A 23973-nucleotide genomic window follows, 5' to 3' on the forward strand; every position below is an offset into this window, starting at 1 on the left:
GCACGCTTGCCCGACGAGCGTCAGCGCAGGCTGCCGCTGACCAGGCGCAGCTTCTCGGATTCGGCGAGCCTGCGGGCCTCGGCCTTCTGCCGGGCCACCGTCCCGCTGTCCGTCCTGGACAACGCCGCGACGGCGGGTGACGGAGACGGAGTGCCGCCCAGCGCGTCGATGTTGTAGCCGACCCAGAAGGGCCCGAGCGTGTCGACGGCGAACGTCAGCGCGATGTGCACCGACGCGCCGGGGGCCAGACCGCCCAGCTCAAGCGGAATGCTCAGGGTCGTGCACAGACCACCACCGGGTGGACTGGTGGCCGGCGCGTCCATCGACAGGTTGCGCACCACCAGCGTGCGCCCGTCGCTGACGGTGATCGAGTTGGTCGGCATGGCCGGGTTGATCAGGCGCAGGTGGGAGTAGACCGCCGGAGTCGTACCGCCGGGCAGCGGGGCGCCGTTCACCTGGCTGAGGCTGCTGATCCGGATCCGAGCCTGGGTGATCGGGTAGAGCGACCGGTTGGTGATGGTCCGCCGGATGACCAGCCGGCCCGGGGCGCGTACCCGGTTGGGTTCGGCCGACTGGGCCACGTTCGGATCGAGCAGGGTCGACTGCATCGAAGCGTTCTGCTCGTAGATGCCGAGGCTGTTGTGTGGCGACGGTGAGCCCAGGGCGGACGGTACCCCGTTGATCGGCCCGTGCACGGTGGCCGCCAGCCGGAAGTCGGTCGCGTTGTCATTGGTGTCGTGGGGCACGGCGGCGACTCGGAACCGGATCCAGGCGAAGTTCACGAACGGTGGGCTCCCGAAGGGCGGCAGGGCCTTGCCCTCGACGTAGCCGGGCGTCGAGCCGGCGGCGTCGGTGACCGTCTGCGCGGTGTCCGGGGCGATCAGCCGGATGCCCCCCTGACCGAGGCTGGGCACGACGAGGTCGGGTTGGATGTTGGTGAGGGAGTAGTCGCTCGCCGCCAGCAGCCACCCTCGGTTCGGCGGCAGTGGGCGCTCGGTGCCGGGGATGGTCACGGAGAGCCCGCCGGGCGCCTGCACCTTGAAGCCGGCGATCGGCAGGTTCAACGCGGTGGTGTTGACCACCGAGACGAACTGGTCGGCGACGCCGGCGATGCCGGACTGGGCGAACTGCTCGACCAGCAGCTGCCCGGACGCGGCGGAGACCTCGATGGTGACGGTGTTCGACACCGCCTCGGCGTTCGGGTTGACGCCGTCGTACTGGACCCGGAAACGGTTGAGCCCGAACGCGGGCATCTGCAGGTCGAACGAGGCGACGTTGAGCGCCAGCGGGAAGGTGCCCAGCGGGGTCTCCACGCCGTTGGGCAGCTCGTCGATGAGCGACACTGTGCCGTTGGCGACGCCGGGCCCGACCAGGACCTCGAAATGCACCGGGGTGCCGAAGGTGGCGGCGTGGGTGGACACGGTCAGCGTGACCGTGCTGGCCGGCTGGATGACGATCCGGACCGGTTTGGTGGCGACGAACCCGTTGGCGTCCGTCACCTGGATGGTGGACAGGTACGCCCCGGCCACGGTGGGCCGGCCGGAGAGCAGTCCGGCGTCCGGAGCGAGGCTCAGACCGGGCGGCAACGACCCCGCCGCGACGCCCCAGGTGAACGAGGCGGTGCCGCCGGTGACGGCGAGTTGGTCGGCGTACGGGGCGCCGACCTCACCCAGCGGTGGCGGCGGGAAGTTCAGCACGGGCGCCTTGTTGACGGTCAGCACGACCAGCCGGGTGCCGGACTTGCCGGCGGAGTCGACCACCCGGACCACCATCGGGTAGACGCCCTCGTCGGTGGGGACGCCGGAGACGCCGTTGCTCACCGGGTTCAGGCTCAGCCCCGGCGGCAGCGTCCCGGACGCCAGCGACCAGACGTACAGGGGTACGCCGTGGGTGACGTTCAGCGTCGCGGTGTAGGCGACGCCGACGGTGGCGGAGGCCGGCGCGTTGAACAGCAGCGTCGGGGAGATGTTGGCGGTGACCTCGTGCGACGGGGCCGATTCCGGGCCGGTCCCCGCCACGGTGCGGGCAGCCACGGTGAACCGGTAGGTGACAGTCGGGGTCAGACCGGTGACGGTCTGCGTGCTGGCCGGGCCGAAGGTCTGGGTGGCCTGGCGCACCCCGGCGATCCACGGGGTGACCTCGTAACCGGTGATGGGTGACCCGCCGTCCGGGCCGGGTGTCCAGCTCAGCAGCGCCGTGGCGGTGTCGGCGGTGACCGCGATGATGGTCGGCGCGCCCGGCAACGCCATGATCTTGGCAGCGGCGGAGGGCTTGCTGGTCGGGCCGGTGCCCTCCGCGTTCCGTGCGGCGACAGTGAAGGTGTGGGTGCCGTTGGCGGTCAGCCCCTCGACCTTCTGGGTGGTCGTCGACGCGTCGAAGGTCACCGTCCTCACCTTCCTACCGTTGCGGTACGCGGTGACCACGTAGCCGGTGAGGGCGGAGCCGTGGTCGGCTGGCGCCTGCCACGTCACAGTGGCCGTGCCGGCGCGCCAGAACGCGTCCGGCCGGGCCGGGGCGGCCGGTGGCTGCGCCGGGGCGGCTCGTTGCGTGGTGACAGCCGGCGCTGTGACCGGCGCCGTCAGGGCTGTGGGGGTACGACTCGGGGCGCGCGCCGCGGCCGCCGTGGGTGCGACGAGCAGAGCGACGATCAGCGCCAGAATTGCGGCGCAGGCCGTGACGGCCCGTGGACGGGCACGGAGCACTGGGGACATGAATGTTTTCTCCCTCTCCCGGGGATGAGGACCACCGCGGATGGGGGAAGGAGACAGGCCACCGGCTGACAGTCCTGTGGCGGCCACGTGTCTGATGCCCCCGGCCGCAGGGCAACTGGCGGAAACCCGACTGTCGCTCACGGAACGGCTTTCACGTGCTGAGCGACGAGCCTCTATCTACTTCTACCAGTTTTCCCAGCTCAGACGACATCTCGGCGATGGGAGTGTCGTAGCGCGGGCGGTGGCTGTCCGGAACCCGACTGCCGTCGGGTCGCCGGTTCGGCGGCCCGACGGCACTGTCGCGTCAGTCCTGGCGCACCGCGAGCTGAAGCTCGGTGACGCCCTTCTCCGGCTGGTCCGGGCAGTAGTCCAGGTACACCTCGCGGGCGAAGCCGTCGGCGCGGTAGCCGTTGTCGTCGATCCATCGGGCCAGCACCTGCATGCTCTGCTCGACGTCGTCCATCGCGCCATGATGGACGATCGTCGCGGCGGCGCCCAGCGCGGGCAGGTCGCGCACCTCGACATCGGGAACTGTCGACGCTCCGACCGCGACGGTCACCCCGGCGTGCACAAGCACCGCGTCGCCGTCGCCCTCCGCGGCCGGCTCGTACCAGGCGATGGTCGGCCCCGCCGGGGTGATCCCGGCGGTGGCCAGCCGGCGGAACAGCTCCGGGTAGAGCGGCCCGATCACCGGGCTGATGTCCTGGCTCTGGTAACTCGGCGCGAGCGCGGTCAGCTCCGCGACGCGCACCGGTGCGATCTCCTTCAGGACGACGTCCTGGGTACTCATCGTGCCCTCCGACTCGATCATCCGGAGCCTCGCCTCGACCGCTGCCAGCCGAGCGGCGTCCGCAGCCAGTTGATCTTCCAACTGGGTACGCCGCAGCCGCAGCATGCCGCGCAACTCGACAACGTCGACGGCGTCGTCGACGATGACCCGCACCTGCTCGAGAGTGAGGCCCAGCTCCTTCAGGGCGATCACCCGGTTGAGCCGGCGCAGCTGGTCCGCGCGGTAGGACCGGTACCCGGTATGGGGGTCGACGGCGGCCGGACGCAGCAGCCCGATGCTGTCGTAGTGGCGCAGCATCCGCACTGACACCCGGCCGAGTCGGGCGAAGTCTCCGATGGTGAACATGGTCCCCTCACGCTCGTCCCTGACACGGTGTCAGAGTCAAGCGTGGGGTCGTCCGACCGACGAGCGGCGGGCCGGGCGCGGGCCGACCAACCGGCGGACCACCGGCGCGGCGTTCCACCGGGCGGCACCGACCAGATCGCGGGCGTGCTCCAGGACTGTGTAGTCGGGCCGGTCGAGCCCGTCGGCGATGGCCCGGTCGAGGTCGTTGCCACACCGGCTCAGCACGGTGTCGAAGTCGCGGCGCACCGGCTCCTGCAGGTCGTAGCCGAAGGAGCGGTGCAGCCGGGCGAAGAGCGGCTTGTAGAGCCGGACCCGCTCGTGCAACCCCGACGAGTACGACATCGGGTTCTTCGGCCGGCGCAGGATGTAGTCGGGCAGCACGTCGGCGAACGCCCGCCGGACGATCCACTTCTCCTGCCCGTCGCGCAGTTTCAGGTTCAGCGGCAGCCGCATCGCCAACTCCACGACGCTGAGGTCGAGAAACGGCACCCGCGCCTCCACCCCGTGTCCCATGGCCGCCCGGTCGACCCGCTGCAACTCCGTCCGGCACAGGTTGCGGATCCGGTGCAGGAACAGCCGGCGAGCCGCGGCCTGGCCGACCTGGTGGTACATCGGATATCCACCGAACAGCTCGTCGGAGCCGTCGCCGGTCAGCACCACCTTGATGCCCAGGTCACGCAGGCGGCGGAAGATCGGCACCGAGACCACCGCGTTGATGATGTCGCCGTACTCGGTCAACTCGGAGATCCGGATCGCCTCGCGCACGTCGGCGAGCCGGATGTCGCGCGGGCGCAGCTCGACCACGACGTGCGGCACGTCGAGGTCGGCGGCGAGCCGCCGGGCGTACGCGACGTCGGGGCTGTCCGCGACGCCGACCGTCACCGCGACGCAGTCCCGGTGGATGTCCCGCACCTGCCGCAGCATCAGCGAGCTGTCCAGCCCACCGGAGAGCACCACCCCGACGGTCAGGTCGGTCTCCACCCGCATCCGGATGGCGTCGCTCAGCGCGGCACGAACGAGCAGGGCGGCCTCGTCCGGGTCGTCGATGACCGGCAGGCCCGCGCCGATGCTGAGCAGGTCGACGTAGGGGTTGAGTCGGACGTGCCCGTCCGCCTCCGCCCAGCCGTGGTGCCCGGGTGGCACCTCGACGATCGGGGCGCCGTGCCCGACGAGCGCCTTGACCTCGGAGGCGAGCTGCAGGCAGCCGGGCCGACGGGACCAGTACAGCGGTTTGACCCCGAGCGGGTCGCGGGCCAGGTAGGCCCGGCCGGTGCTCCGCTCGACGGCCACGAACGCGTACTCGCCGCGCAGCCGGGTCACCGCCGCCTCACCCCACTGCTGGAACGCGGCGAGCAGCACCTCGGTGTCGCTCTCGGTCCGGAACGCCTGCCCGAGACGGGTCAGCTGCGTGCGCAGCTCCCGGTAGTTGAAGATCTCGCCGTTGAAGCAGAGCAGCCAGCGCTCGTCGCTCGAGGTCCACGGTTGCACCGCCCGGTCCCGGTCGACGACGCGCAGGCGGCGGGTGCCGGCGAGCAGCCCGCGCTCGGACCGGGTTTCGGTGACCTCGCCGCGCGGGGCCAGGACGGCGAGCATCCGCCGGAAGGTCGCCGGGTCGGCCTCGGGGCCGATGCTCAGCGCGATGCCGCACACCGGCTCAGACCCCCATCTCGGCTTCGTAGGCGCGGCGTAGGCGGCGCCGGGCGGCGGGTGCCAGGCACAGGTGCCACGCCTGCCCCTCGTCGATCACGTTGATCTCGCCGGCCTCCTGACGGGCCAGCAGCAACTCCGCCAGCGCCTGGCGCGCACCGAAACGTTCGAACCAGCTCAGCTCGACGTCGACGGAGTAGCCGAGGCAGTGCCCGCTGGGCAGCATCGCGGCGTAGCCCAGCCGGCGCAGCCGGTACTGGTGTTCGGCACTGCGGACCAGGCTGGTCACCCACAGTGGCGGGGTGTTCGGCGGGGCGGCGGCGGCGAACTCCCGCGCGAGGTCGTTGAGCAGCGCCACCACCTCCCGGCGGGCGCGGCGAAACAGCAGCCCGGCGGTCTGCGGGGTGGCGTCCGGGCGCAGTCGACGTCGCAGTCCGCGGGCGGCGCGGCCCAGCAGGGTCGCGGGCTGCTCCTGGTAGCGGAAACGCAGCAGGTCGCGGCGGCGCAGCCACTCCAGGTCCACCAACTCGGCGCTGCCGTTGACCTGGTCGTCGGTGACGAACGTCGGGGCGTCCTGCCACCACAGCACGTCGATGCGGGAGAGCAGGTAGATCCGCACCAGCGCGCCGAGGTCCCGCGCCGAGGTGCGCTCGTTGGGCTGGTAGCGGGCCATCTCCAGCAGCAGCGTCTCGCGGGCCCCGATCAGCCCCTGGGGGGTGGCGTCGAGGACGGCGGCGAGCGCGGGCTCCCGCAACCGCTCGTCGACGAGCACCTGGCGGGCCCGGGTGCTCGCCGCGTCGGCCAGGGCGCCCACCTCGACAAGCAGTTCGGCGACGGCAGCCCGGTAGGCGGCCAGGTCGGGCTCGACGGCGGACCGGCGGCGCGGGGTCGTGCCGGAGGGCCGGCGGCGGGGCGGCGCGGTGGATGAGACGGGCGAACCAGGTTGCTGTCCCGGACTACGGCTGGGCACTCGCATGACGGGGTCCCTTCTCCGCTCACGGCACTGGGTGGATCGCCCTGAAACACACCGTAATCAGCCGGACCGGGATGGATCGAACAATCCTCTGATTCACCCCCAAGAGAGCCGGATCTCGCGCCCGTCGGTACGCCGAACGGCGGCACGGGGCGTACCAGCGCGTGATCAGACGCTGACGGATTGCCGCCATACTTCGTCAATGGCTGACGACTTGGTTGGCGCGGTGAACCCCTTCGCGACGACCGCACTGCGGACCGCTCTGGTGGTCGTCGCGCACCCGGACGACGAGGCGCTGCTCTGCGGCGGCACCATCGCGCGCATGACCCAGGCCGGGATGGACGTCCACGTGGCCGCCCTGTCGCGCGGGGGGCAGGGCCGGGACAAGGCGTTCGACGCGTGCTGCGAGATCCTCGGGGCATCCGGCGAGGTGGGCGACCTGGCCTCCAACGACCTGCGTACCGACGGGGACCTGGTCACGATCACGGACGCGTTGATCGATGCTCGCCGCCCGGATGTCGTCATCACCCACGGCCCCGGCGCCGGGCAGAACTTCGCCACTACCGACTTCCGCCCGACCTTCTTCGTGGACGTCACGAACGTCTGGTGCGCCAAGATGAAGGCGCTCACCGCGTACCGGCAGATCCTCGACCGGGACTACATGACCGAGGAGTACCTGCGGGTCAAGAGTCGGTGGTGGGCACAGGTGGCAGGCCGCGACCGAGGGTTGTGCGAGGCCTTCGAGGTCGGCCTGTGGCGTCCCGCGGCGACCTAGCGCCTGGTTCGGGCGTCCGCCGGCACCAGGCCCTGCACCTCGGCGTACGACGGCAGCCCCGGCGGGGTGGCGAGCCCGCCCGCGCGGACCGCGTCGGCGACGGCGACGGCCGCGGCGAGCGCGGCCCGGAACAGCAGGGAGCCGGTGCTGACCCGGGCGACCCCGGCTTCGCCCAGCTCGTTTAGCGCCGGTCCGCCCGGCTGGTACAGCGCGTTCAGCGGACCGTCGATCCGCTCGCTGAGCACGCGCAGCGTCGCCAGGTCGACGGTGCCGGGCACGAAGATCCCGTCCGCCCCGGCGGCCCGGTAGGCACGGGCCCGGGCCAGGGTCTGCGGCAACGGGTCCGGCACCCCGAGCCACCACGTGTCGACGCGGGCGTTGACGAACAGGTCCGGCACCGCCGCCTTCACGGCCGCGACCTTGTCGGCGACACACCCCGGATCGGCCAGGGTGCCGTCGGCGCGCCCGTCCTCCAGGTTGATCCCGACCACGCCCAGCCCGGCCAGCTCCGCCACGTACCCGGCGACCGCCTCCGGGTCGTCATCGAACCCGGCCTCGACGTCGACGGTGAGCAGCACCGGCAGGCGCGCCAGCCGACGGGTCAGGGCCAGGGTTTCCGCGGCGGTGGCCGCGGTGCCGTCGGGTCGTCCGGCGGTCGCGGCGACCCCGAGACTGGTGGTGCCGATCGCCCGGTGGCCGCGCGCCGCGAGGGCCGCCGCCGACGCGTGGTCCCAGGCGTTCGGCAGCAGCAGCGGCCGGTCGCCGTGGTGCAGGGCGCGGAACTCCGCACGCCGGTCGGTCATCGGACGCTCACCTCCAGGGTCGTCGCCACCGTCAGGGTCGGGTGCGGCTCGTGGCACAGCGGGGCCCGGGTGCGCCGGCAGCGTTCGCGCAGCACGTCGAGCACCCCGGTGGCGAGGGCCAGGGCGTGCCGGTCGCCGGGGCAGCCGCGCTCCCCCGCCCCGAAGGTCAGCAGACCAGCGCCGGGACGGCCCGGCCGCAACGCCGCCGGCTCGGCGAACACCGTCGGGTCACGGTTCGCCGCGTCGAAGCGCAGAAGCACCGGGCTGCCCGCCGGCAGGTCTTGCCCACCCAGTCGCACCGCGCTCGCGGTGATCCGCCGGGTCGCCCGTACCGGCGGGTCGAGCCGCAGCACCTCGGCCAGCAGCTCCGCCGTCCCCGCCACGCCCGGCGGGTGGCCGCCCGGCAGGGGCAGCAGGTGGTGGGCGGCGGCGCCGATCAGGCCGGCGGTCGCGTCGCACGCCTGGACCAGCAGGCCGATCAGGTTCGCGCGTACCTCCGGCGCGGCCGGCGGCACCACCGCCAGCAGCGTCGCCACCGCCCGGTCGGCCCGCCGGACCACCGCCACGTCAACCCCCGGGTGGTACGCCGCAGCGACGACCGCGACCGCCGTCCCGGCGGCTACCGGATCGACGACACCGAGACGCCCGGCCAGCACCCGCAACGGCACCGACCGGGCCAGCTCCCGCATCACGTCGAGGCGGCCACCGGCGCGGTCCAGGACGGCGACGGTCCGCCGGGCCGCCTCCTGCCGCAGCTCGTCCGGGTCCAGCGCGTCCAGCGCGGTGACCACGATCGACCGGCGCTCGGCGTGGCGTCGCGGCGAGCTGAACCTGCTCACCGAGGCACGCAGCCAGGCGAGCGTGCCGGGCGGACCGCTGCCGACCGCCGGAACCCGGAAGGCCGGGTCGGTCAGCGCCGCCCGCACGTCCGCGTGCCGCGTCACCCACCACCCGCGCTCCGGCGCGAACGAGGGCGGGCCGCACGCCGGCATCGTCGCAGCGGGCGCGATGTCGGGCCAGGTGTCAGTCACCGCCCGACCGTAGAACCCGAACCCTTCGGCCCCCGCCGAACAATCCCGCCCCGGCCCGCGTCCCCGGGTCAGGCCCGGCCGCTGGCGGGTGCCGGGGGCGGGGTGGGCGCGAGGGTGGATGCGGGGACGTCCAGGGTTTCGGCGAGGGCGGTGCGACCGGTCGGGGTGAGTCGGACCGCGCGACCGGTGCCAGAGGTGATCCAGCCCAGGTCGGTGAAGCGGTCGCGCAGCGCCGCGCCGAGCGCGCCGGCCAGGTGCGGGCGGCGCTCGGTCCAGTCCAGGCAGTCGCGGACCGCCGGGCGTCGAGCGGCGCGCAGGGCATCCACCAGTACGCCCAGCTCGGCCGCCCACGCCCAGCCCTCGGCGGTCAGCGTCAAGCCGCTGGTGCGGTCCAGTCGTCCGTCGGCCACCAGCGCGTCGTACACCAGCACGCCCAACCGCCCGGCCAGGTGGTCGTAGCAGGTCCGGGCGTACGCCAGGGCGGCGCTGGCGGTGGCCGCGCGCAGCGAACCGGCCGGCGCCGGTGGGGCCGGAGCGTACCCGGCCAGGTCCTCGATCAGCTGGGCCACCGACGGCCCGGCCAGCCGCAGGTAGCGGTGGCGGCCCTGCCGCTCCTCGACCAGCAGGCCGCCGTGGACGAGTCGGGTGAGGTGGTCGCTGGCCGTCGACGGCGCGACCCCGGCCCGCCGGGCCAGCTCGCCGGCTGTCCAGGCCCGACCGTCGAGCAACGCCACACAGATGCCGGCCCGGGTGCCGTCGGCCAGCAGGGCCGCCAACTTGGCCATTGCGCGGCCCTCGGTGCCACCACTCATGCCGCCATCATCGCCCCGACGAGCGGCGCACCGACAATCCGGGGCCGCCGACGGGAGCCCGCCACGGGCCACTCGTCCCGGTCGGGACAGTTGGCGGATGGTGAGCCAGTGACGCGCTTGCCCGCCGCCCTACTCTGAAGGAGCCACGGCGCCACTTCGGCAAGTCGGGGCCCTAGCGCCCGCAGCCTGGGCGGATAGAAGTAGCCGCATGAACTGGACGACGTTCAGAAGCGACCGCACCCCCCGCCGACTCCGCGCCGTGGCCGACCTGCGATTTCCGGCCAGCGGGCGCGAGCATCTCCGGAATCAGTACCCCCATCTCAGCGACGACGACATCGTCGTCGTCGAGTCCGCGACGCGGCAGTGGTTCCGGCTGGCCGTCCGCCAGAGCGGCGCGAAGCTGTCGATGCCGTCGGTGGTCGTGGGCGACCTGTGGCAGGCACTGACGCTGCACGCGCAGGACTACTCCACCTTCTGCGACGCGGCGTTCGGGCGCCCTCTGCACCACCAGCAGAGGTCTGCGACAGGCGGCGACCCGACCGACGCCGGTCGCAGCGCGCTGCTGCTCGCCACGCTTGACCACGCACGCCGGGACGAGGGCGGTGGCCCGACCAGCCTTCCCCTGCTGTTCCGGGTCGACCACGAGCTTCGCATCCCGGGCGGCAATCGCTACCTGGCCGACTGCGGAGGCCGAGGCGAATGCTTCCCGGTGTCCGAACGGGTCTGCCTGCAACACCTCGCAGGGCTCGGCAAGCGGCCCAAGCCACGCGGCATTCGCGGCGATCTGCCCTTCAACGACGGCCGCCACGGCTACGCCGGCGGCGCCGGTGGCGTAGGTGGCAGCGACTTCAGTGGCGGGGGCGACGGCGGGGGCGGCGACGGCGGGGGCGGCAACTGAGGCCCGGCCACCTGCCGAGTCCGCTCGCCCCCGGCCGCCCGCGCCAACACACACGGGACGCTCCGCGCCGCGGGCCTAGACGAGCAAGTCCTAACTCAAGACGGGGCTGGGGTTGCGGCGAAGGGCGCTCGCCATCCGCTTTGGCAGCCCGCCATGTCGATGTGCTGTTGAGCGATATACCTCAGAGGTATGAATATGACTCTGAGGTATATCGCTCACTACCGCGTCCGCCCCCACGGAGGTGACCGACAGTCACCGTCGGCCGTCGGCCGTCGGCTGCGCCCACCGCCCCAGGCAGGGTCAGGAATCACTCGTGCAGCGGGCGCGGCGCTCCGCGGCCGCATGCCACCAGGCGGGCGGGCTGGGGTGGGTGGTCACCGCGGTTGGCTGGTCCGGGTGCAGACCGAGTCCACGCAGCGCGGCAGCCCGGACACGGATGCCAACCCAGCCGTGCCAGCGACCGTCATCGCCAACGCCGCAGGCCAGATCGACGCGAATCGCGTCGGCCGCGAGGGGCATCCAGTCGATGCCCCTATCACGTAGTCAAGCGCGGACGGTGTCCATCGACTGCGGGCAACCCCTGATGTTCGGATAGGCCGCGATGGTGACCCACCCGGATTCCGGAGCGTTCATGGCGACCATGATCCCTGCTGTCGCCCGGCTTGGGAAGTGCGATCCGCCGGCAGTCGGTCATCGTCGCCGCCGCCGCCGGCAGCCCGCCGCGGCGCGGACGGCCACCCGGCAGGCGTCGACCAGATCCGCGTCGAGTTCGATGGCGTGCCGAGCCCGGTACTCGGCCGGCATCGACACATTCCGGCCCTCGGAGGCGACCCGCTCGACCCAGCCGCCCCGGAGCAGGTGCGGCGTGAGCGTCTGATCCGCGCTGTCCAGGTCGGCAAGGAGCGTCGGCAGGTCGATCCGGTCCGGTTGGCCGCTGCCGAGCCCCGCGAAGATCCTCTCGTACGGTCCGCCCTCGAACCCCACTCTGGACGAGACACCCAGCAGCACCCGCCCCTCGGCCGGCGGGCCGGCCGCCTGTGGCACATCGCCGGCCTGGACGGCGTGGATCGGCGTCGCCGTGGACACCCGTCCAGTCCGGCCACCGCCGGCAGAAGTAGTCACTAGCACCACTCGCCCACCGTGGAGCCAGGCCCGACTCCCGCAGGCACCTGAGGTGGCACTGGCCGTACCGGTCGTCGGTGCCGGACCGGTCCGGTCCGAGGAAATACGGGGCCAGGTACACCCGCGTCACGCCACTGAACGTCGTGGGAGCCGTTGTTCCGCACGTGGAACCCCCGCTCCGACGATGACGCCGCTTACGCTAGCGGAGCCGGGTCAGGGGCGTCACCGTCCGGTCCGTTCCGTCGTAGCTGCGGGCGGCGTCGAAGTGTCCCGTCGGGCGCTGCCCACCGGCGACGGCACGGGCCACTCGCAGGTCCGCGTCGCGGAACCGCAGGGCCAGGCTCAGATGCGGCACCCACGCTCCCGGGGCGTGCCACGGACGGTGCCCGTCGGCCTCGGCGAGGACGTCCCAGACGGCGGCGTGCAGCCGGGTCAGCGCCGGCGTCGGCCGGACGAGCCAGACCAGCGGGGCGCTGCCGTCGAGGACCACGACGCGGTCGAGCGCGACCGGCACCGGCAGCGCGGCGTCGAACAACTCGGCGAGGCGGCGCTCGACCCCGGGCGGGAACTCGTCGACGGCGGCGAGAGTCAGATGCGGCCGGTTGGTCGGGTGGATGTTGCGAGCCAGGCTGGGCAGCCCGGCGGCCGCCAACCGCTGCCAGACCGCCCGGACGGCTGTTTCCAACCCGGGCGAGCAGAGCAGTTCCACCGTACGCACGCGTTCACGCTATCCGGGTGGTCCCCGTCGTCCCGACAGCTCGGGGTGCCCGGTTCGGCAGCGCTGCCGCGTTGTCCGCTCAGGCGAAGAAGATCTCGTCGGGAATCGCAGTGTCCCCCTGCTCTCGGCATTTCGGTGAAGTAGCCGACGTGTCGCAATCGAACCCTCCCCGCTCCGATGACGGCCCGGCGACCCCTATCCGAGGAACGCAGCGCCCAGAGCCCTCACGTCCCCCGGCCCGACCCCCAACCGACCCCCTCGCCACCCCCAAGATCCGCGCAGGTTCGGGGAAACTGCTGCCTCCACGGCGTCTGAGGCAGCAGTTTCCCCGATGTTGCGCGGATCTTGCGGGCTGGAGGCGGGGCGCCGGGCGGGGTGTCGGCGGCGGGTTGTGCCGGTCGGCGCAGCGGCCCGGACCGCGTAATGAAAGGCTTGGCACATGAGTTCCGCACCTGCACAGCACGACGCACCGACCGACGCACCGATTGACGCCACCCTCGGCGGCACCGACGAGGTGAGCGCCTTCACCGATCTCGGCCTGCGCGCCGAACTGCTGGGCGCGCTCTCCGCCCTCGGGTACGAGGAGCCGACCCCCATCCAGCGGGAGGCGATCCCACCACTGCTGGAGGGGCGGGACCTCCTGGGTCAGGCGGCCACCGGCACCGGCAAGACGGCGGCGTTCGCGCTGCCGCTGCTGAACCTCATGACGCCCCACCGCCGCGATGGCGACCCGGTGGCGCTGGTGCTGGTGCCGACCCGGGAGCTGGCGGTGCAGGTCTCCGAGGCGTTCCACCGCTACGGCAAGGACCTGGGTGCGCGGGTGCTGCCGATCTATGGTGGGCAGCCGATCGGGCGGCAGTTGCGGGCACTGGACAGCGGCGTCGACGTCGTGGTGGCCACCCCGGGTCGGGCCCTCGACCACATCGCCCGGGGCACCCTGCGCCTCGGTGGGCTGGCCACGGTGGTGCTCGACGAGGCCGACGAGATGCTCGACATGGGCTTCGCCGAGGACATTGAGGCGATCCTGGAGCACGCTCCGGCAGAGCGTCAGACGGTGCTCTTCTCGGCCACCATGCCGTCGCGCATCGACGGGATGGCCCGCCAGCACCTGCGCGAGCCGGTCCGGATCGAGATCGGCCGGGAGCAGACGGTCGCGGGCGAGGCGCCCCGGGTGCGGCAGAGCGCGTACATCGTGTCCCGGGCCCACAAGCCGGCCGCGTTGGGCCGGGTGCTGGACGTGGAGTCGCCCACCGCGGCGATCGTGTTCTGCCGCAGCCGGGAGGAGGTCGACCGGCTGACCGAGACGATGAACGGCCGGGGTTACCGCTCCGAGGCGCTGCACGGCGGGATGAGCCAGGAGCAACGCGACCGGGTGATGGGCCGGCTGCGGGCGGGCACCGCCGACCTGCTGGTGGCCACCGACGTGGCGGCGCGTGGGCTGGACATCGAGCAGCTCACCCACGTGGTCAACTACGACGTGCCGTCCGCGCCGGAGTCGTACGTGCACCGCATCGGTCGGGTGGGCCGGGCCGGCCGTGAGGGCGTGGCGATCACTCTCGCCGAGCCGCGTGAGCACCGGATGATCAAGACCATCGAGCGGGTGACCGGTCAGCGGATCACCATCGACAAGATCCCCACCGTGGCCGACATGCGTACCCGGCGGTTGGAGCTGACCCAGGCGGCGCTGCGGGAGAGCCTGCTGGAGGACGACCTCGACCCGTACCGGGTGATCGTGGAGACGCTGACCGACGAGTTCGACCTGATGGAGGTCGCCCTCGCCGCCGTGAAGCTGGCCCACGAGTTGACGTCGCCGGGCTCCGACGACGAGGAGGAGATCCCGCAGGTGCCGGTGCGCGGTCCGCGCGAGGGTCGACCGGAGAGCGGTGGCCGGGGCGGCGACCGGCGGGGCGGGGGCCGGCCGCGCTCGGGCGGCGGCAACACCGTCCAGGTCTTCGTCGGCCTGGGCCGGCGGGCCGGCGTGCGCCCGCAGGATCTGGTGGGCGCGATCACCGGGGAGACCGGGATCCGTGGCCGGGACATCGGCTCGATCGAGATCGCCGACCGGTTCTCGCTGGTGGAGGTGCCGCAGGGGGTGGCCGACGAGGTGATCTCCGGGTTGCGGCAGAGCACGATCAAGGGCCGCAAGGCCACAGTGCGCCGCGACCGTGGGGGCGACGAGCGCTGAGCGCGCCGCCGGCGACCGCCGGGGTACGACGGTCGCCGGCGCGGCGGATCAGAAGGAGTACGGGCCGAAGCGGCCCCAGGCCACCACGGCGGCGAGCACGAGCAGCACCGAGCAGGTGATCGCGCCCTGGATCTCGGTGCGACGCCCCTCCTGCGTGTCCCGCTTCTTCACGTCGCGCAGGTGCACCAGGATGCCGCCGACCATGACGACGACCAGCCCGACGGCGGCGAGCGGGGTGAGCACCGTGGCGATGCCGGTGAGCGGGGGCAGCACCAGCCCGACCGCGGCCAACAGCTCGACGGCGCCGAGCGCCTTGACCTGGGTCGGCGGGACCGGGTCCACCCACCGCATCAGCTCACGCAGCTTGTCCTTGGGCTGGGTCAGCTTGGCCAGTCCAGCGCCGGCGAAGACGACGGCGAGCAGGATCTGGATGATCCAGAGCACCAGATTCACGGGGGTTCCTCCAGGGGGACGCCGCACGGCGAAGAGGTAGTTGAGGGTTCAAGCGAGACAGTAGACCTCTCCCCCGCGTACCAGAGAACCCCCGCCGTCTGTGCAGACGGCGGGGGTTCCGGTGTGCGGAGCGTCAGGCCGCGAAGAGCGCCGGTCCGTCCAGCGTCTTGACGTCGGCCGGGCGCAGCGCCAGGGCGAGCACGTCGGCCACGTCGGCCAGGGTGTGCACGGTCAGCGCCTCGCGCACCTCGGTCGGCAGGTCGTCCAGGTCGGGCTCGTTGCGCGCCGGGATGATGACCTCGGTGAGGCCGGCCCGGTGCGCGGCGAGCAGCTTCTGCTTCACCCCACCGATCGGCAGCACCCGACCGGAGAGCGTCACCTCGCCGGTCATCCCGAACTCGGGGCGGACCGGGCGGCCGGTGACCAGCGACGCCAGGGCGGTGACCATGGTGATGCCGGCGCTCGGGCCGTCCTTGGGCACCGCGCCCGCCGGGAAGTGGACGTGGATCCGGCGCCCGGCCAGGACGTTCGGGTCGATGCCGAACCGGCGCCCGTTGGAGCGCAGGTAGGAGAGGGCGATCTGCGCCGACTCCTTCATCACGTCGCCGAGCTGACCGGTCAGGGTCAGCCCCGGCTCGCCCTCCATGCTGGTCGCCTCGATGAAGAGCACGTCCCCACCGGCGCCGGTGACGGCGAGGCCGGTCGCCACGCCGGGCACGGCGGTGCGCTCGGCCGACTCCGGGGTGAACTTCGGTCGCCCCAGGTAGCCGGTGAGGTTGTCGGTGTCTACGCGTACCGCTGTCGGGTCGGTCGCCAGCGTCACCGCCACCTTGCGCAGGATCTTGGCCAGCGCACGCTCGAGCTGCCGGACTCCGGCCTCCCGGGTGTACTCGCCCGCGATCAGCGCGAGAGCTTCGTCAGCGACGCCAACCTCGTCGGCGGTCAGCCCGGCCCGATCCCGCTGCCGGGGCAGCAGGTGGTCGCGGGCGATGGCGACCTTCTCGTCCTCGGTGTAGCCGTCGAGCGTGACCAGCTCCATCCGGTCCAGCAGCGGGCCGGGGATGGACTCCACCACGTTTGCGGTGGCGAGGAACAGCACGTCGGACAGGTCCAGGTCGACCTCCAGGTAGTGGTCCCGGAAGGTGTGGTTCTGGGCCGGGTCGAGCACCTCCAGCAGGGCGGCGGCCGGGTCGCCGGCGTAGCCGGCGGAGACCTTGTCCACCTCGTCGAGGAGCACGACCGGGTTCATCGAGCCGGCCTCGCGCAGCGCGCGGACGATCCGACCGGGCAGCGCGCCCACGTAGGTGCGCCGGTGACCGCGGACCTCCGCCTCGTCGCGGACTCCGCCGAGCGAGACCCGGACGAAGTTGCGCCCGAGGGCCCGCGCCACGGACTCGCCGAGGCTGGTCTTGCCCACTCCGGGAGGACCGGCGAGGGCGAGGACCGCGCCGGAGCCGCGACCGCCGACCACGCCGAGGTTGCGCTCGGCCCGCCGGTTGCGCACGGCCAGGTACTCCAGGATGCGGTCCTTCACGTCGGCCAGGCCGGCGTGGTCGGCGTCGAGCACCGCCCGGGCCGCAGCCAGGTCGGTGTTGTCCTCGGTACGCGTGCCCCACGGCATTTCCAGCACCGTGTCGAGCCAGGTGCGGATCCAGCCCGCCTCCGGTGAGGAGTCACTGGCCCGTTCCAGCTTGCCGACCTCGCGCATGGCCGCCTCGCGGACCTTCTCCGGCAGCTCGGCGGCCTCGACCCGGGACCGGTAGTCGGCCGAGCCGTCCGGCTCGTCCTCGCCCAGTTCCTTGCGGATCGCAGCGAGCTGTTGGCGCAGCAGGAACTCCCGCTGGGACTTCTCCAGCCCCTCCCGGACGTCACTGTTGATCTGCTCGGTGACCTCCTGCTCGGCCAGGTAGTCCTTCACCCAGCCGACAAGCAGCTCCAACCGGGCGGTGACGTCCGGCGCGCCGAGCAGTTCGGTCTTCTGGTCCAGGGTCAACCAGGGCGCGTAGCCGGCCGAGTCGGCCAGCTCGGACAGGTCGGTCATCCGCTCCACCGCGTCGATGACCTGCCAGGCGCCCCGTTGCTGAAGCACGGAGGTCACCAGGGCGCGGTACTCGCGGGCGAGTTCGCGGGCGCGGCCGGCGGGAGCGGGTTCGTCGAGTTCGGTCGCCTCGACCCAGAGTGCGGCGCCGGGGCCGGGCACGCCGGAGCCGATCCGGGCCCGGGACAGGCCACGGATGACGGCGGCGGGCTCACCCTCGGGTAGCCGGCCGACCTTCTCGATGGTGGCGACGACGCCGACCGGGCCGTACTCGCCGTCGATGCGCGGCACGGCCAGCAGCTTGCGGTCGCCGGTCGCCCGGGCCGCGTCGATCGCGGCCTGGGTGGTCGGGTCGAGGGTCACCGGGATGACCATGCCGGGCAGCAGCACGGCGTCGGTCAGGGGAAGTACCGGAAGAGTTGCCATCGAACACCTGCTATCGCGTTGAGTTGAGCGTGTCTCACTCAAGTAACAAAGCGTTCCCCTTGTTCCGGACTGTGACCCAGACCACGTGACCGAGGGCTTCGTCGGGCCGCCCGCACCGGTGGCGGCCCGACGAGACACCTCAGGTGATCTTGTTCTTGACCGTGTTCACCACCGAGCCGGCAACACCCGGGTTGGTGCCGTACAGGCGCGGATCCCCCGGCGGCAGCACCGGCTCCGGGGCGTTCGCCCGCGGGCCGTCGCCGTACCGGAACTCGCCCTTACCGTCCGGGGTGGGCCCGGACGCCCAGCGTCCCTGCGAGGCGTCGGTGCCCGAGGAGAAGCTCAGGTAGGTGTAGCCGAACTCCTCGGTGAACTCGTCGGAGTCCGGGAACGCGTCCGGCACCGGCATGTCCTCCAGCCCGTCCTCCTTGAGCTGCTCGATCGCCGCCAGCCACATGTTCTGGTGCATGGTGTCGCGGGCCAGCAGGAAGCGCAGCATCTGCTTGACGCCGGGATCGTCGGTCATGTTGAACAGCCGGGCGACCTGGAGCCGACCCTGCGCCTCAGCGGTGACGTTGAGCTGGAAGTCGGCAAGCAGGTTGCCGCTCGCGGTGACGAACGAGCCGTTCCACGGCACCCCGTTGGAGTCGGCGGGCAACGGCCCGCCCCCACTGTGGATGAAGTGCGCCGGGTTCGACCCCGCGTAGGTCGCCGCGCCCCCGGGGTCCTCCGCGATCCCCTCCGTCAGCGACAGCGGGGCGTTGTCCAGCAGGCGGGTGATCATCGTGACGATCATCTCGACGTGGCCCATCTCCTCGGTGCCGACGTCGAGCAGCAGATCCTTGTACTTGCCGGGCAGCCGGCAGTTCCAGCCCTGGAAGAGGTACTGGTTGGCGACTGTCATCTCGCCCCACTTGCCGCCCAGCACCTCCTGCAACCGGCGGGCGAACGCGGCGTCCGGACCGTCCGGCTTGGCCTCGAACTGCAGATCCTTGACATGACTGAACATCTGACCCCCTCGATCCGGGAAGGCTGGTAGCGAGGCGTTCCCCTCCCGGTGACCCGGTCGGGCCGACCCGCGTCCCGCCGGGGTCAGGCCACCGGCCGCGCCACGGGCAGCAGTACCTCCAGCGCCACACCGCGCGGCCGCAGTCGGTGCACCCGCAGCGTTCCCCTGTCCGTCGCCACGAGTTGCCGCACGATCCACAACCCCAACCCGGACATCCCGACGGTCGGCACCGGGCGACGCAGCGCCGCCAGCAGCGCGTCGTCCACCCGCCCCTCGTCGGTCACCAGGATGCTCAGGCCGGGACCGCGCAGCGCGGCGTAGAGCCCGACCTGCCCCTCCGCCGGCCCGTGCCGCAGCGCGTTCTCCACCAGGTTGACAAGCACCTGACGGGTCCGCCCGCCGGGCACCGGCCAGGAGGCCGCCCGCCGGGTGGCCCGAGCACGCCGCCGACGGGCCGGCACCAGCGCGGCGGCCTCACGCAGGATGCCCGCCAGCGGCACGACCGGCTCCGGTCCGGGGGCCAGCGCCAAGGCGCCGGTGCCGGCGGTCGCGTCACGCAGCAGGCTCTGCAGGTGCACAGCCTGGTCACGGGCCAACTCGGTGATCGCCCGCCGGTCCGCGCCGGTCAGGTCGCGGCGCTCGTCGGCCAGCGCGCGGGTCAGCGAGGTCAGGTTGCTGATCGGCGTGCGGAACTCGTGACACAACACCCGCAACAGCAACTCGGAATCGGCCCCCGGGAGCCGCAGGTCACCGGAGGCCGGCTCGATTCGGCGCAACCCTCGCAGCAGACCCCGCAGACCGTGGCGTGCGCGCATCCACCCGACTCCCCTCGTTCGGTGCGTACCCGCATGATCGGTACCCGCTGGGGAACGGCGCAGACATGCCGGGAGCCCCCACCATTCGACTCGTTGTCGTGGACGATCACCCCCTCTTCGTCCGCGGGCTGGAGTTGCTGCTCCCGATCACCACCGACGGCCGGGCCGAGGTGGTCGCCTCGACCGGCGACGCCGCCGCCGCGGCCGCGCTGACCAGCCGCTGCCGGCCCGACCTGGCCCTTGTCGACCTGCACATGCCGGCACCCGGCGGGATCCGGGCGGTGGCCGCGATCAGGCGGACCATCCCGCGGGTACGGGTGGTCGCGATGTCCGGTTCCGTCGACCCCGCTCCGGCACTCGCCGCGCTGCGGGCCGGTGCCGAGGGATTCCTGCCGAAGACCAGCGAACCGGAGGAACTGCTGCCCCCGCTGCTGGCCATCCTCGACGGGTGGGCGGTGCTCCCAGCCGAGTTGCTGCGTGCCATGCTGCGGCCCACGCACGCTCCGGCGGCCGACCTGGACGACGAGGAACGGCGGCTGCTGCGCGCGATCGCCGCCGGCCGCAAGACCATCGACATCGCCGAAGAACTGCACGTCTCGGAACGGACGGTGAAACGGATGACCGCCGCGTTGCTGCGCAGGTTGCGGGTGTCCAACCGGTCCGAGGCGGCCGCCGTGGCCGGGCACAGCGGCCTCCTCGACGATTGAGGCTCCGGCAACGCACCGATTCACGGTTTTTCTCGGTAACGGAATCACGACGCGCCGAATGGGACGCATATTGTTGCGGATTACCGGGGTGATAGGTCAGACTTTGGACACATCCCGCCGCACACAGGGAGTAATCGGCAATGGCGAGAAAAGTAATCACGGTCCTGACCGACGACCTCGACGGCGGCAAGGCCGACCGGACGGTCGAGTTCAGTCTCGACGGAGTGGCCTACACGATCGACGTCTCGGACGAAAATGCCGGCGTCTTGCGCAAGGCACTGGATCCGTACATCAATGCGGGTCGGCGGATCGGGCGCGGTCCGGTGGAGAGCACCCGATCGATCCGGAGGCCGGGGCGACCCACCGGCGCCGGAATGGATCGGGAGCAGAACCGGGCCATCCGGGAATGGGCCGTCAAGAACGGCTACAAGATTTCCGAGCGGGGCCGGATCCCGGTTGAGGTCGTCGAGGCGTACAAGGCGCGCTGACGCGCGAGTTGCCGACGGGGTCCCGCTGCGACGGCGGGGCCCCGTCGGATTGTCTCGGCAGGAAACGGCGGTGGCCGGCCACCCGGGTTGTCGCCCGGGTGACCGGCCACCGCCGGTTGAGATGGTTCAGTTGACGTCGATGCGTACCGAGTCGAACGCGGGGGTCTGGTTGGCCCGCTCCATCATCGGCAGACGGTGCGAGCCGTCACCGGCCCAGACGGAGCACTGCGCGGTTCCCGACTCCGGCAGGCCCGGAATCTGAATCGTCACCTCGTCGGGCTGGGCACCACCGCGGCCGTCCTCGGTCGCGACGAAGAAGGCGGGCACCTCCTGCGGCTCCGGCGGGGCGGTCAGGCTGTCCAGCATCCGGCACGCGGTGTGGAAGTGGCCCCGGACCAGGCCCTGGGCGTTGAGCAGGGAGCTCTCCACGTAGTAGCCGCCCTGGCCGGCGGCCAGGAAGCGGTCCCGGACCAGGTTGCGGGTGCTGACCCGTAGGGTGAACGCCTGGTTGCGGCCGATCTGATCGGGGAACTGGGTGATCAGCAGGGACGGGTTGTTGGCGGCGGCGCCGACCTCACCGAACTCGGTGCTCACGCAGCGGTTGCCGATCTGGAAACCGTCGTGCGGCTGGAGCCGGCTCTCGTCGCAGTCGTTGGCCAGCACGCCGAGCCCGGCGCCGGGCCCGGTGCCGCCACCGTTGTTGCCACCGCCGTTGTTGCCACCGCCGGGGGTGGTGGTGGGCGTGCTGCCGCCGCCGTTGTTGCCGCCCGTGTTACCGGTCGGCTGCACCTGGCAGTCGGCGAGCTGCGCGAGACCCTGCGGCCGAGGTCCGACCCGGTCGATCGCGGCAGTCATCCGGTCCAGCACCGCGCGCCGCTTGTCCCGCAGCGGCTGCAGGATCGCGGTGCGGATGAACGCCTCTCCCTTGTTGCCCTCGGCGGCCAACCGGCGGTCCGCCTCGGCGATCTGGGTCTGCAACTGGGCGAGACCGCGGTCCACCTCGGCCCGCGCCTGGGCCGGAACCTGCGGCAACTTCGCCGTCACATCCGGACAGGCGATGGCCGTGCCGGTGCCCACCGTGCCGTCCTTGCCGTCCTCGCACTCGGGGACCGTCTGCTGCCCGTCACCCCAGTGATTACGCACCCATCGACCGTTCTGCCAGGTCCGGCTGGTCGAGGCGCCGCCAGCCGGCGCGGTCGAACCCGGGCTCGGCTCCACGCACTGCCCGGCAACCGGACGCGGCTTATTTGTCCGCCGGTCCTGGGCCGACGAAATCTGGGTCACGGCGACGACTCCGCCGAAGACCACGAGCGTGCCGACAACGGCCAGCAGACGCTTGCTCCGCGCGTTGCCGGATGACCGGCGCGCCCGTGTGGACCTGCGCATCGAATTGCTCTCCTTCTCGATCCGGTAGTGGATTCCTGCCCTCGGCGGACCGACGGATGTGAGATGGCACGCCACGGCGGTGAGCACCGTGACCTACCCGGGTAATGCGTCGATGGCCGACGATGCCCTTTCCGCACCGTCTCCAGCGCCCGGTGGACGCGGATCGGGAGATCCTGTTCATTCGCGCAGGAGTACGGGACGGCGACCGGGAAGGTTCAACCGTCGCGCAGGAAATTGCCGAACCCGGATCCGGCGCCGGTGTCAGCAGGGAGAACGGGCGCCGGTCAGTCGGCGCAGAGGTGGTCGAAGGCGAACCCGCCGACCAGTTCGTCGCGGCGCCGACTCAGCGCGACGATCTGTGCGGTCAACTCGGCGCGCGGCAGCAGGCCCGTGCCGGTGTTCGCCCGCAGCCGCTCCCCCACCGCGACGGTGGCGAGATCCTCGGCCAGTTGGGCCGCGTCGATGCCGCAGGAGAAGCGGTGCGCGGTCACCGAGACCCGCTCAACGAGGCACGCGTCGGGGCGGACCTGCACCCAACTCCACCCCTGCGCCGGCCCGTCGGCCCACCGCACGTGCAGTCCTCGCACGATCGGGTCGGCCACCTGTCCCGCCACGTACGCCTCGACCGCCGCCGCGCGGGTCAGCGCGCCCAGGTCGTTGACCGGCCCGGTACGGCCGTCCGGCAGCCGACCGAGGATGTCCCGGAAGCCCACCGGGGCCGGGTCGTCGTCCCCACCGGCGGTCACCCCGGCACCGCCCGCAGCGTAGGCGCGCGCGTCGATCACGTACTCCACCAGGCGCCGGCCGTGCTCGGCGGCCCGCAACGTCGACGACCCGATCCGCAGCACGGGCAGGCCGGCGGCCGCGCTCACCGCGTCCTTGAGTCGCTCGACGCGCTGCTGCGCCGAGCCGGTGGACGCGACCGGGCCGATCTCCACGGCGACGATCGCCCGGCCGGTGTCGGCGGCGCAGACCACGAAGTCGAAGCTGGCACGGCTGGCCGAACTCCACTGACTGCCGGTGACCCCGGGCGGGCGACCCTGGACCAGATCGCTGAGCCGGCGCTCCCGATGGACCTGGTGGCCGGGACGACTGAGCGGGGGCTCGTGCCCACCGTCGGCGGGCAGCGCCCGCAGCCAGCCGCGGTCGTCGCTGCCGATGCTCGTCATCTGCCTGATCCATCCGCCGGTCGGTCGAGCCGGGCCGAGTCTAGGTGGTCGATCATGGGACCGAGAGTTCGGATGTGACCGGGATCACAGGCGGCTGACGTTCCAGGGACGGCCGGCGGGTGTATCCAGCGACCGCCGGTACCGGACCGGCCGGAGGTGACCATGTCGCGACAGCAGTTCGGCTTCCTCGCCGGGTTTCTCGCCGTGGCGGTCTGGGCACTCGCCGGCATCGGCGTGGCCGCCCTCGCCGTGCTCGCGGGCCTGCTGGGCTGGCTGGTGGTCCGGGTGCTCGACGGCGACCTCACGGTGACCGGCCTCGGCGACCGCCACCCCGACCCGCGGCGACGCCGATGACCACCCACCCCGCCGACGCCGCGCAGGTCGCGAGGATCGCGGTCCAGGCGGCCGGCCTGGTGCCGGGCGTGTCCGTCGTCCGCCCGGCTGCGGTCCGCCTGGACGACCGGTCCGTCGGACTCGACCTGCACCTGATCACCTGGTACGGACACAGCGTGCCCGCCATCGCCGAGACGGTCCGGGCGGTGGTCGCCGACCGGGTGACCGCCACCACCGGGCTCCGCGTGGCGGTGGTGACCGTCACCGTGGACGACCTGCTCGTTCCGGGCGTCGACGTCTCCGCCGCCCCCGCGACAGTGCCCGCCGAGGGCGGCTGAG

The 23973-nt window shown here is 72.5% G+C and carries 22 protein-coding genes; 7 read left to right on the top strand and 15 right to left on the bottom strand.

Features of this window, described 5'->3' with window-relative positions; all coding sequences use genetic code 11:
- Positions 1-20 precede the first annotated feature (20 nt).
- The 4 genes from ABZU25_RS18375 to ABZU25_RS18390 form a co-directional block, all read right to left on the bottom strand.
- Positions 21-2711 carry a fibronectin type III domain-containing protein gene (locus tag ABZU25_RS18375; protein ID WP_355030542.1) on the bottom strand — a complete coding sequence of 897 codons (2691 nt, stop codon included), beginning with the start codon at positions 2709-2711 and terminating at the stop codon, positions 21-23.
- Between the two features lie 304 nt (positions 2712-3015).
- Positions 3016-3846, bottom strand: a complete 831-nt coding sequence (locus ABZU25_RS18380) for a MerR family transcriptional regulator (protein ID WP_355030543.1) — start codon at positions 3844-3846, stop codon at positions 3016-3018.
- Between the two features lie 36 nt (positions 3847-3882).
- The gene (locus tag ABZU25_RS18385; protein WP_355030544.1) at positions 3883-5496 is read right to left on the bottom strand and encodes an asparagine synthase-related protein; all 1614 of its coding nucleotides are present in this window, start codon (positions 5494-5496) and stop codon (positions 3883-3885) included.
- Positions 5497-5500: 4 nt separating this feature from the next.
- Positions 5501-6469: a DUF5715 family protein gene (locus tag ABZU25_RS18390; RefSeq protein WP_355030545.1), complete on the bottom strand. Its 969-nt coding sequence runs from the start codon at positions 6467-6469 to the stop codon at positions 5501-5503.
- A gap of 199 nt (positions 6470-6668) precedes the next feature.
- On the opposite strand from ABZU25_RS18390, the gene ABZU25_RS18395 reads away from it, so the two are divergent.
- Positions 6669-7241, top strand: coding sequence for a PIG-L family deacetylase (locus tag ABZU25_RS18395; RefSeq protein ID WP_355030546.1), 573 nt, complete (start codon positions 6669-6671; stop codon positions 7239-7241).
- Here the strand turns inward: ABZU25_RS18395 and ABZU25_RS18400 are convergent.
- The 3 genes from ABZU25_RS18400 to ABZU25_RS18410 all read right to left on the bottom strand — a co-directional run bounded on the left by ABZU25_RS18400 (position 7238) and on the right by ABZU25_RS18410 (position 9887).
- Positions 7238-8044: an isocitrate lyase/phosphoenolpyruvate mutase family protein gene (locus ABZU25_RS18400; protein ID WP_355030547.1), complete on the bottom strand. Its 807-nt coding sequence runs from the start codon at positions 8042-8044 to the stop codon at positions 7238-7240. The two genes, ABZU25_RS18395 and ABZU25_RS18400, sit on opposite strands and share 4 nt — an antisense overlap.
- On the bottom strand, positions 8041-9075 hold the full coding sequence (locus ABZU25_RS18405; protein WP_355030548.1) for a cytochrome P450: 1035 nt from the start codon (positions 9073-9075) through the stop codon (positions 8041-8043). The genes ABZU25_RS18400 and ABZU25_RS18405 overlap by 4 nt, the downstream gene beginning before the upstream one ends.
- 68 nt (positions 9076-9143) lie before the next feature.
- A complete protein-coding gene (locus ABZU25_RS18410) occupies positions 9144-9887 on the bottom strand; it encodes a winged helix-turn-helix domain-containing protein (protein WP_355030549.1) in 744 nt (247 codons plus the stop codon).
- A gap of 208 nt (positions 9888-10095) precedes the next feature.
- Here ABZU25_RS18410 and ABZU25_RS18415 point away from each other — a divergent pair, with 208 nt between their 5' ends.
- Positions 10096-10785: a hypothetical protein gene (locus ABZU25_RS18415; protein WP_355030550.1), complete on the top strand. Its 690-nt coding sequence runs from the start codon at positions 10096-10098 to the stop codon at positions 10783-10785.
- Positions 10786-11475: 690 nt separating this feature from the next.
- Here ABZU25_RS18415 and ABZU25_RS18420 read toward each other — a convergent pair.
- Positions 11476-11871, bottom strand: a complete 396-nt coding sequence (locus ABZU25_RS18420) for a hypothetical protein (protein WP_355030551.1) — start codon at positions 11869-11871, stop codon at positions 11476-11478.
- A gap of 235 nt (positions 11872-12106) precedes the next feature.
- Positions 12107-12625, bottom strand: coding sequence for a 2'-5' RNA ligase family protein (locus tag ABZU25_RS18425; protein WP_355030552.1), 519 nt, complete (start codon positions 12623-12625; stop codon positions 12107-12109).
- Between the two features lie 439 nt (positions 12626-13064).
- Between ABZU25_RS18425 and ABZU25_RS18430 the strand changes: the two genes are divergently transcribed.
- Positions 13065-14810 carry a DEAD/DEAH box helicase gene (locus tag ABZU25_RS18430; RefSeq protein ID WP_355030553.1) on the top strand — a complete coding sequence of 582 codons (1746 nt, stop codon included), beginning with the start codon at positions 13065-13067 and terminating at the stop codon, positions 14808-14810.
- Positions 14811-14858: 48 nt separating this feature from the next.
- On the opposite strand, the gene ABZU25_RS18435 is transcribed toward ABZU25_RS18430, so the two are convergent.
- The 4 genes from ABZU25_RS18435 to ABZU25_RS18450 all read right to left on the bottom strand — a co-directional run bounded on the left by ABZU25_RS18435 (position 14859) and on the right by ABZU25_RS18450 (position 19551).
- Entirely contained in the window at positions 14859-15263 is a 405-nt protein-coding gene (locus ABZU25_RS18435; protein ID WP_355030554.1) for a DoxX family protein, read from the bottom strand.
- A gap of 133 nt (positions 15264-15396) precedes the next feature.
- Positions 15397-17727: an endopeptidase La gene (lon, locus tag ABZU25_RS18440; RefSeq protein WP_355030555.1), complete on the bottom strand. Its 2331-nt coding sequence runs from the start codon at positions 17725-17727 to the stop codon at positions 15397-15399.
- Positions 17728-17866: 139 nt separating this feature from the next.
- Positions 17867-18736 carry a manganese catalase family protein gene (locus ABZU25_RS18445; protein ID WP_355030556.1) on the bottom strand — a complete coding sequence of 290 codons (870 nt, stop codon included), beginning with the start codon at positions 18734-18736 and terminating at the stop codon, positions 17867-17869.
- Positions 18737-18819: 83 nt separating this feature from the next.
- The gene (locus ABZU25_RS18450) at positions 18820-19551 is read right to left on the bottom strand and encodes a HAMP domain-containing sensor histidine kinase (protein ID WP_355030557.1); all 732 of its coding nucleotides are present in this window, start codon (positions 19549-19551) and stop codon (positions 18820-18822) included.
- Between the two features lie 98 nt (positions 19552-19649).
- Here ABZU25_RS18450 and ABZU25_RS18455 point away from each other — a divergent pair, with 98 nt between their 5' ends.
- Positions 19650-20258 (top strand): response regulator transcription factor, encoded by a 609-nt coding sequence (locus ABZU25_RS18455; RefSeq protein WP_355030558.1) that lies wholly within the window; start codon positions 19650-19652, stop codon positions 20256-20258.
- A 140-nt stretch (positions 20259-20398) separates the two neighbouring features.
- The gene (locus ABZU25_RS18460) at positions 20399-20746 is read left to right on the top strand and encodes an Lsr2 family protein (protein WP_355030559.1); all 348 of its coding nucleotides are present in this window, start codon (positions 20399-20401) and stop codon (positions 20744-20746) included.
- Positions 20747-20872: 126 nt separating this feature from the next.
- Here the strand turns inward: ABZU25_RS18460 and ABZU25_RS18465 are convergent, their stop codons facing one another.
- Together ABZU25_RS18465 and ABZU25_RS18470 are read right to left on the bottom strand one after the other, a co-directional pair.
- Positions 20873-22132, bottom strand: a complete 1260-nt coding sequence (locus tag ABZU25_RS18465; protein WP_355030560.1) for a hypothetical protein — start codon at positions 22130-22132, stop codon at positions 20873-20875.
- Between the two features lie 284 nt (positions 22133-22416).
- Positions 22417-23301, bottom strand: coding sequence for a DUF2726 domain-containing protein (locus ABZU25_RS18470; protein WP_355030561.1), 885 nt, complete (start codon positions 23299-23301; stop codon positions 22417-22419).
- Between the two features lie 162 nt (positions 23302-23463).
- On the opposite strand from ABZU25_RS18470, the gene ABZU25_RS18475 reads away from it, so the two are divergent.
- Together ABZU25_RS18475 and ABZU25_RS18480 are read left to right on the top strand one after the other, a co-directional pair.
- Positions 23464-23655, top strand: a complete 192-nt coding sequence (locus ABZU25_RS18475) for a hypothetical protein (protein WP_355030562.1) — start codon at positions 23464-23466, stop codon at positions 23653-23655.
- Positions 23652-23972 (top strand): Asp23/Gls24 family envelope stress response protein, encoded by a 321-nt coding sequence (locus tag ABZU25_RS18480; protein WP_355030563.1) that lies wholly within the window; start codon positions 23652-23654, stop codon positions 23970-23972. Before ABZU25_RS18475 ends, ABZU25_RS18480 begins: the two co-directional genes overlap by 4 nt.
- The last annotated feature ends 1 nt before the right edge of the window (position 23973 follow it).

It is taken from the genome of Micromonospora sp. NPDC005215 (assembly GCF_040607915.1).
Lineage (GTDB): Bacteria > Actinomycetota > Actinomycetes > Mycobacteriales > Micromonosporaceae > Micromonospora.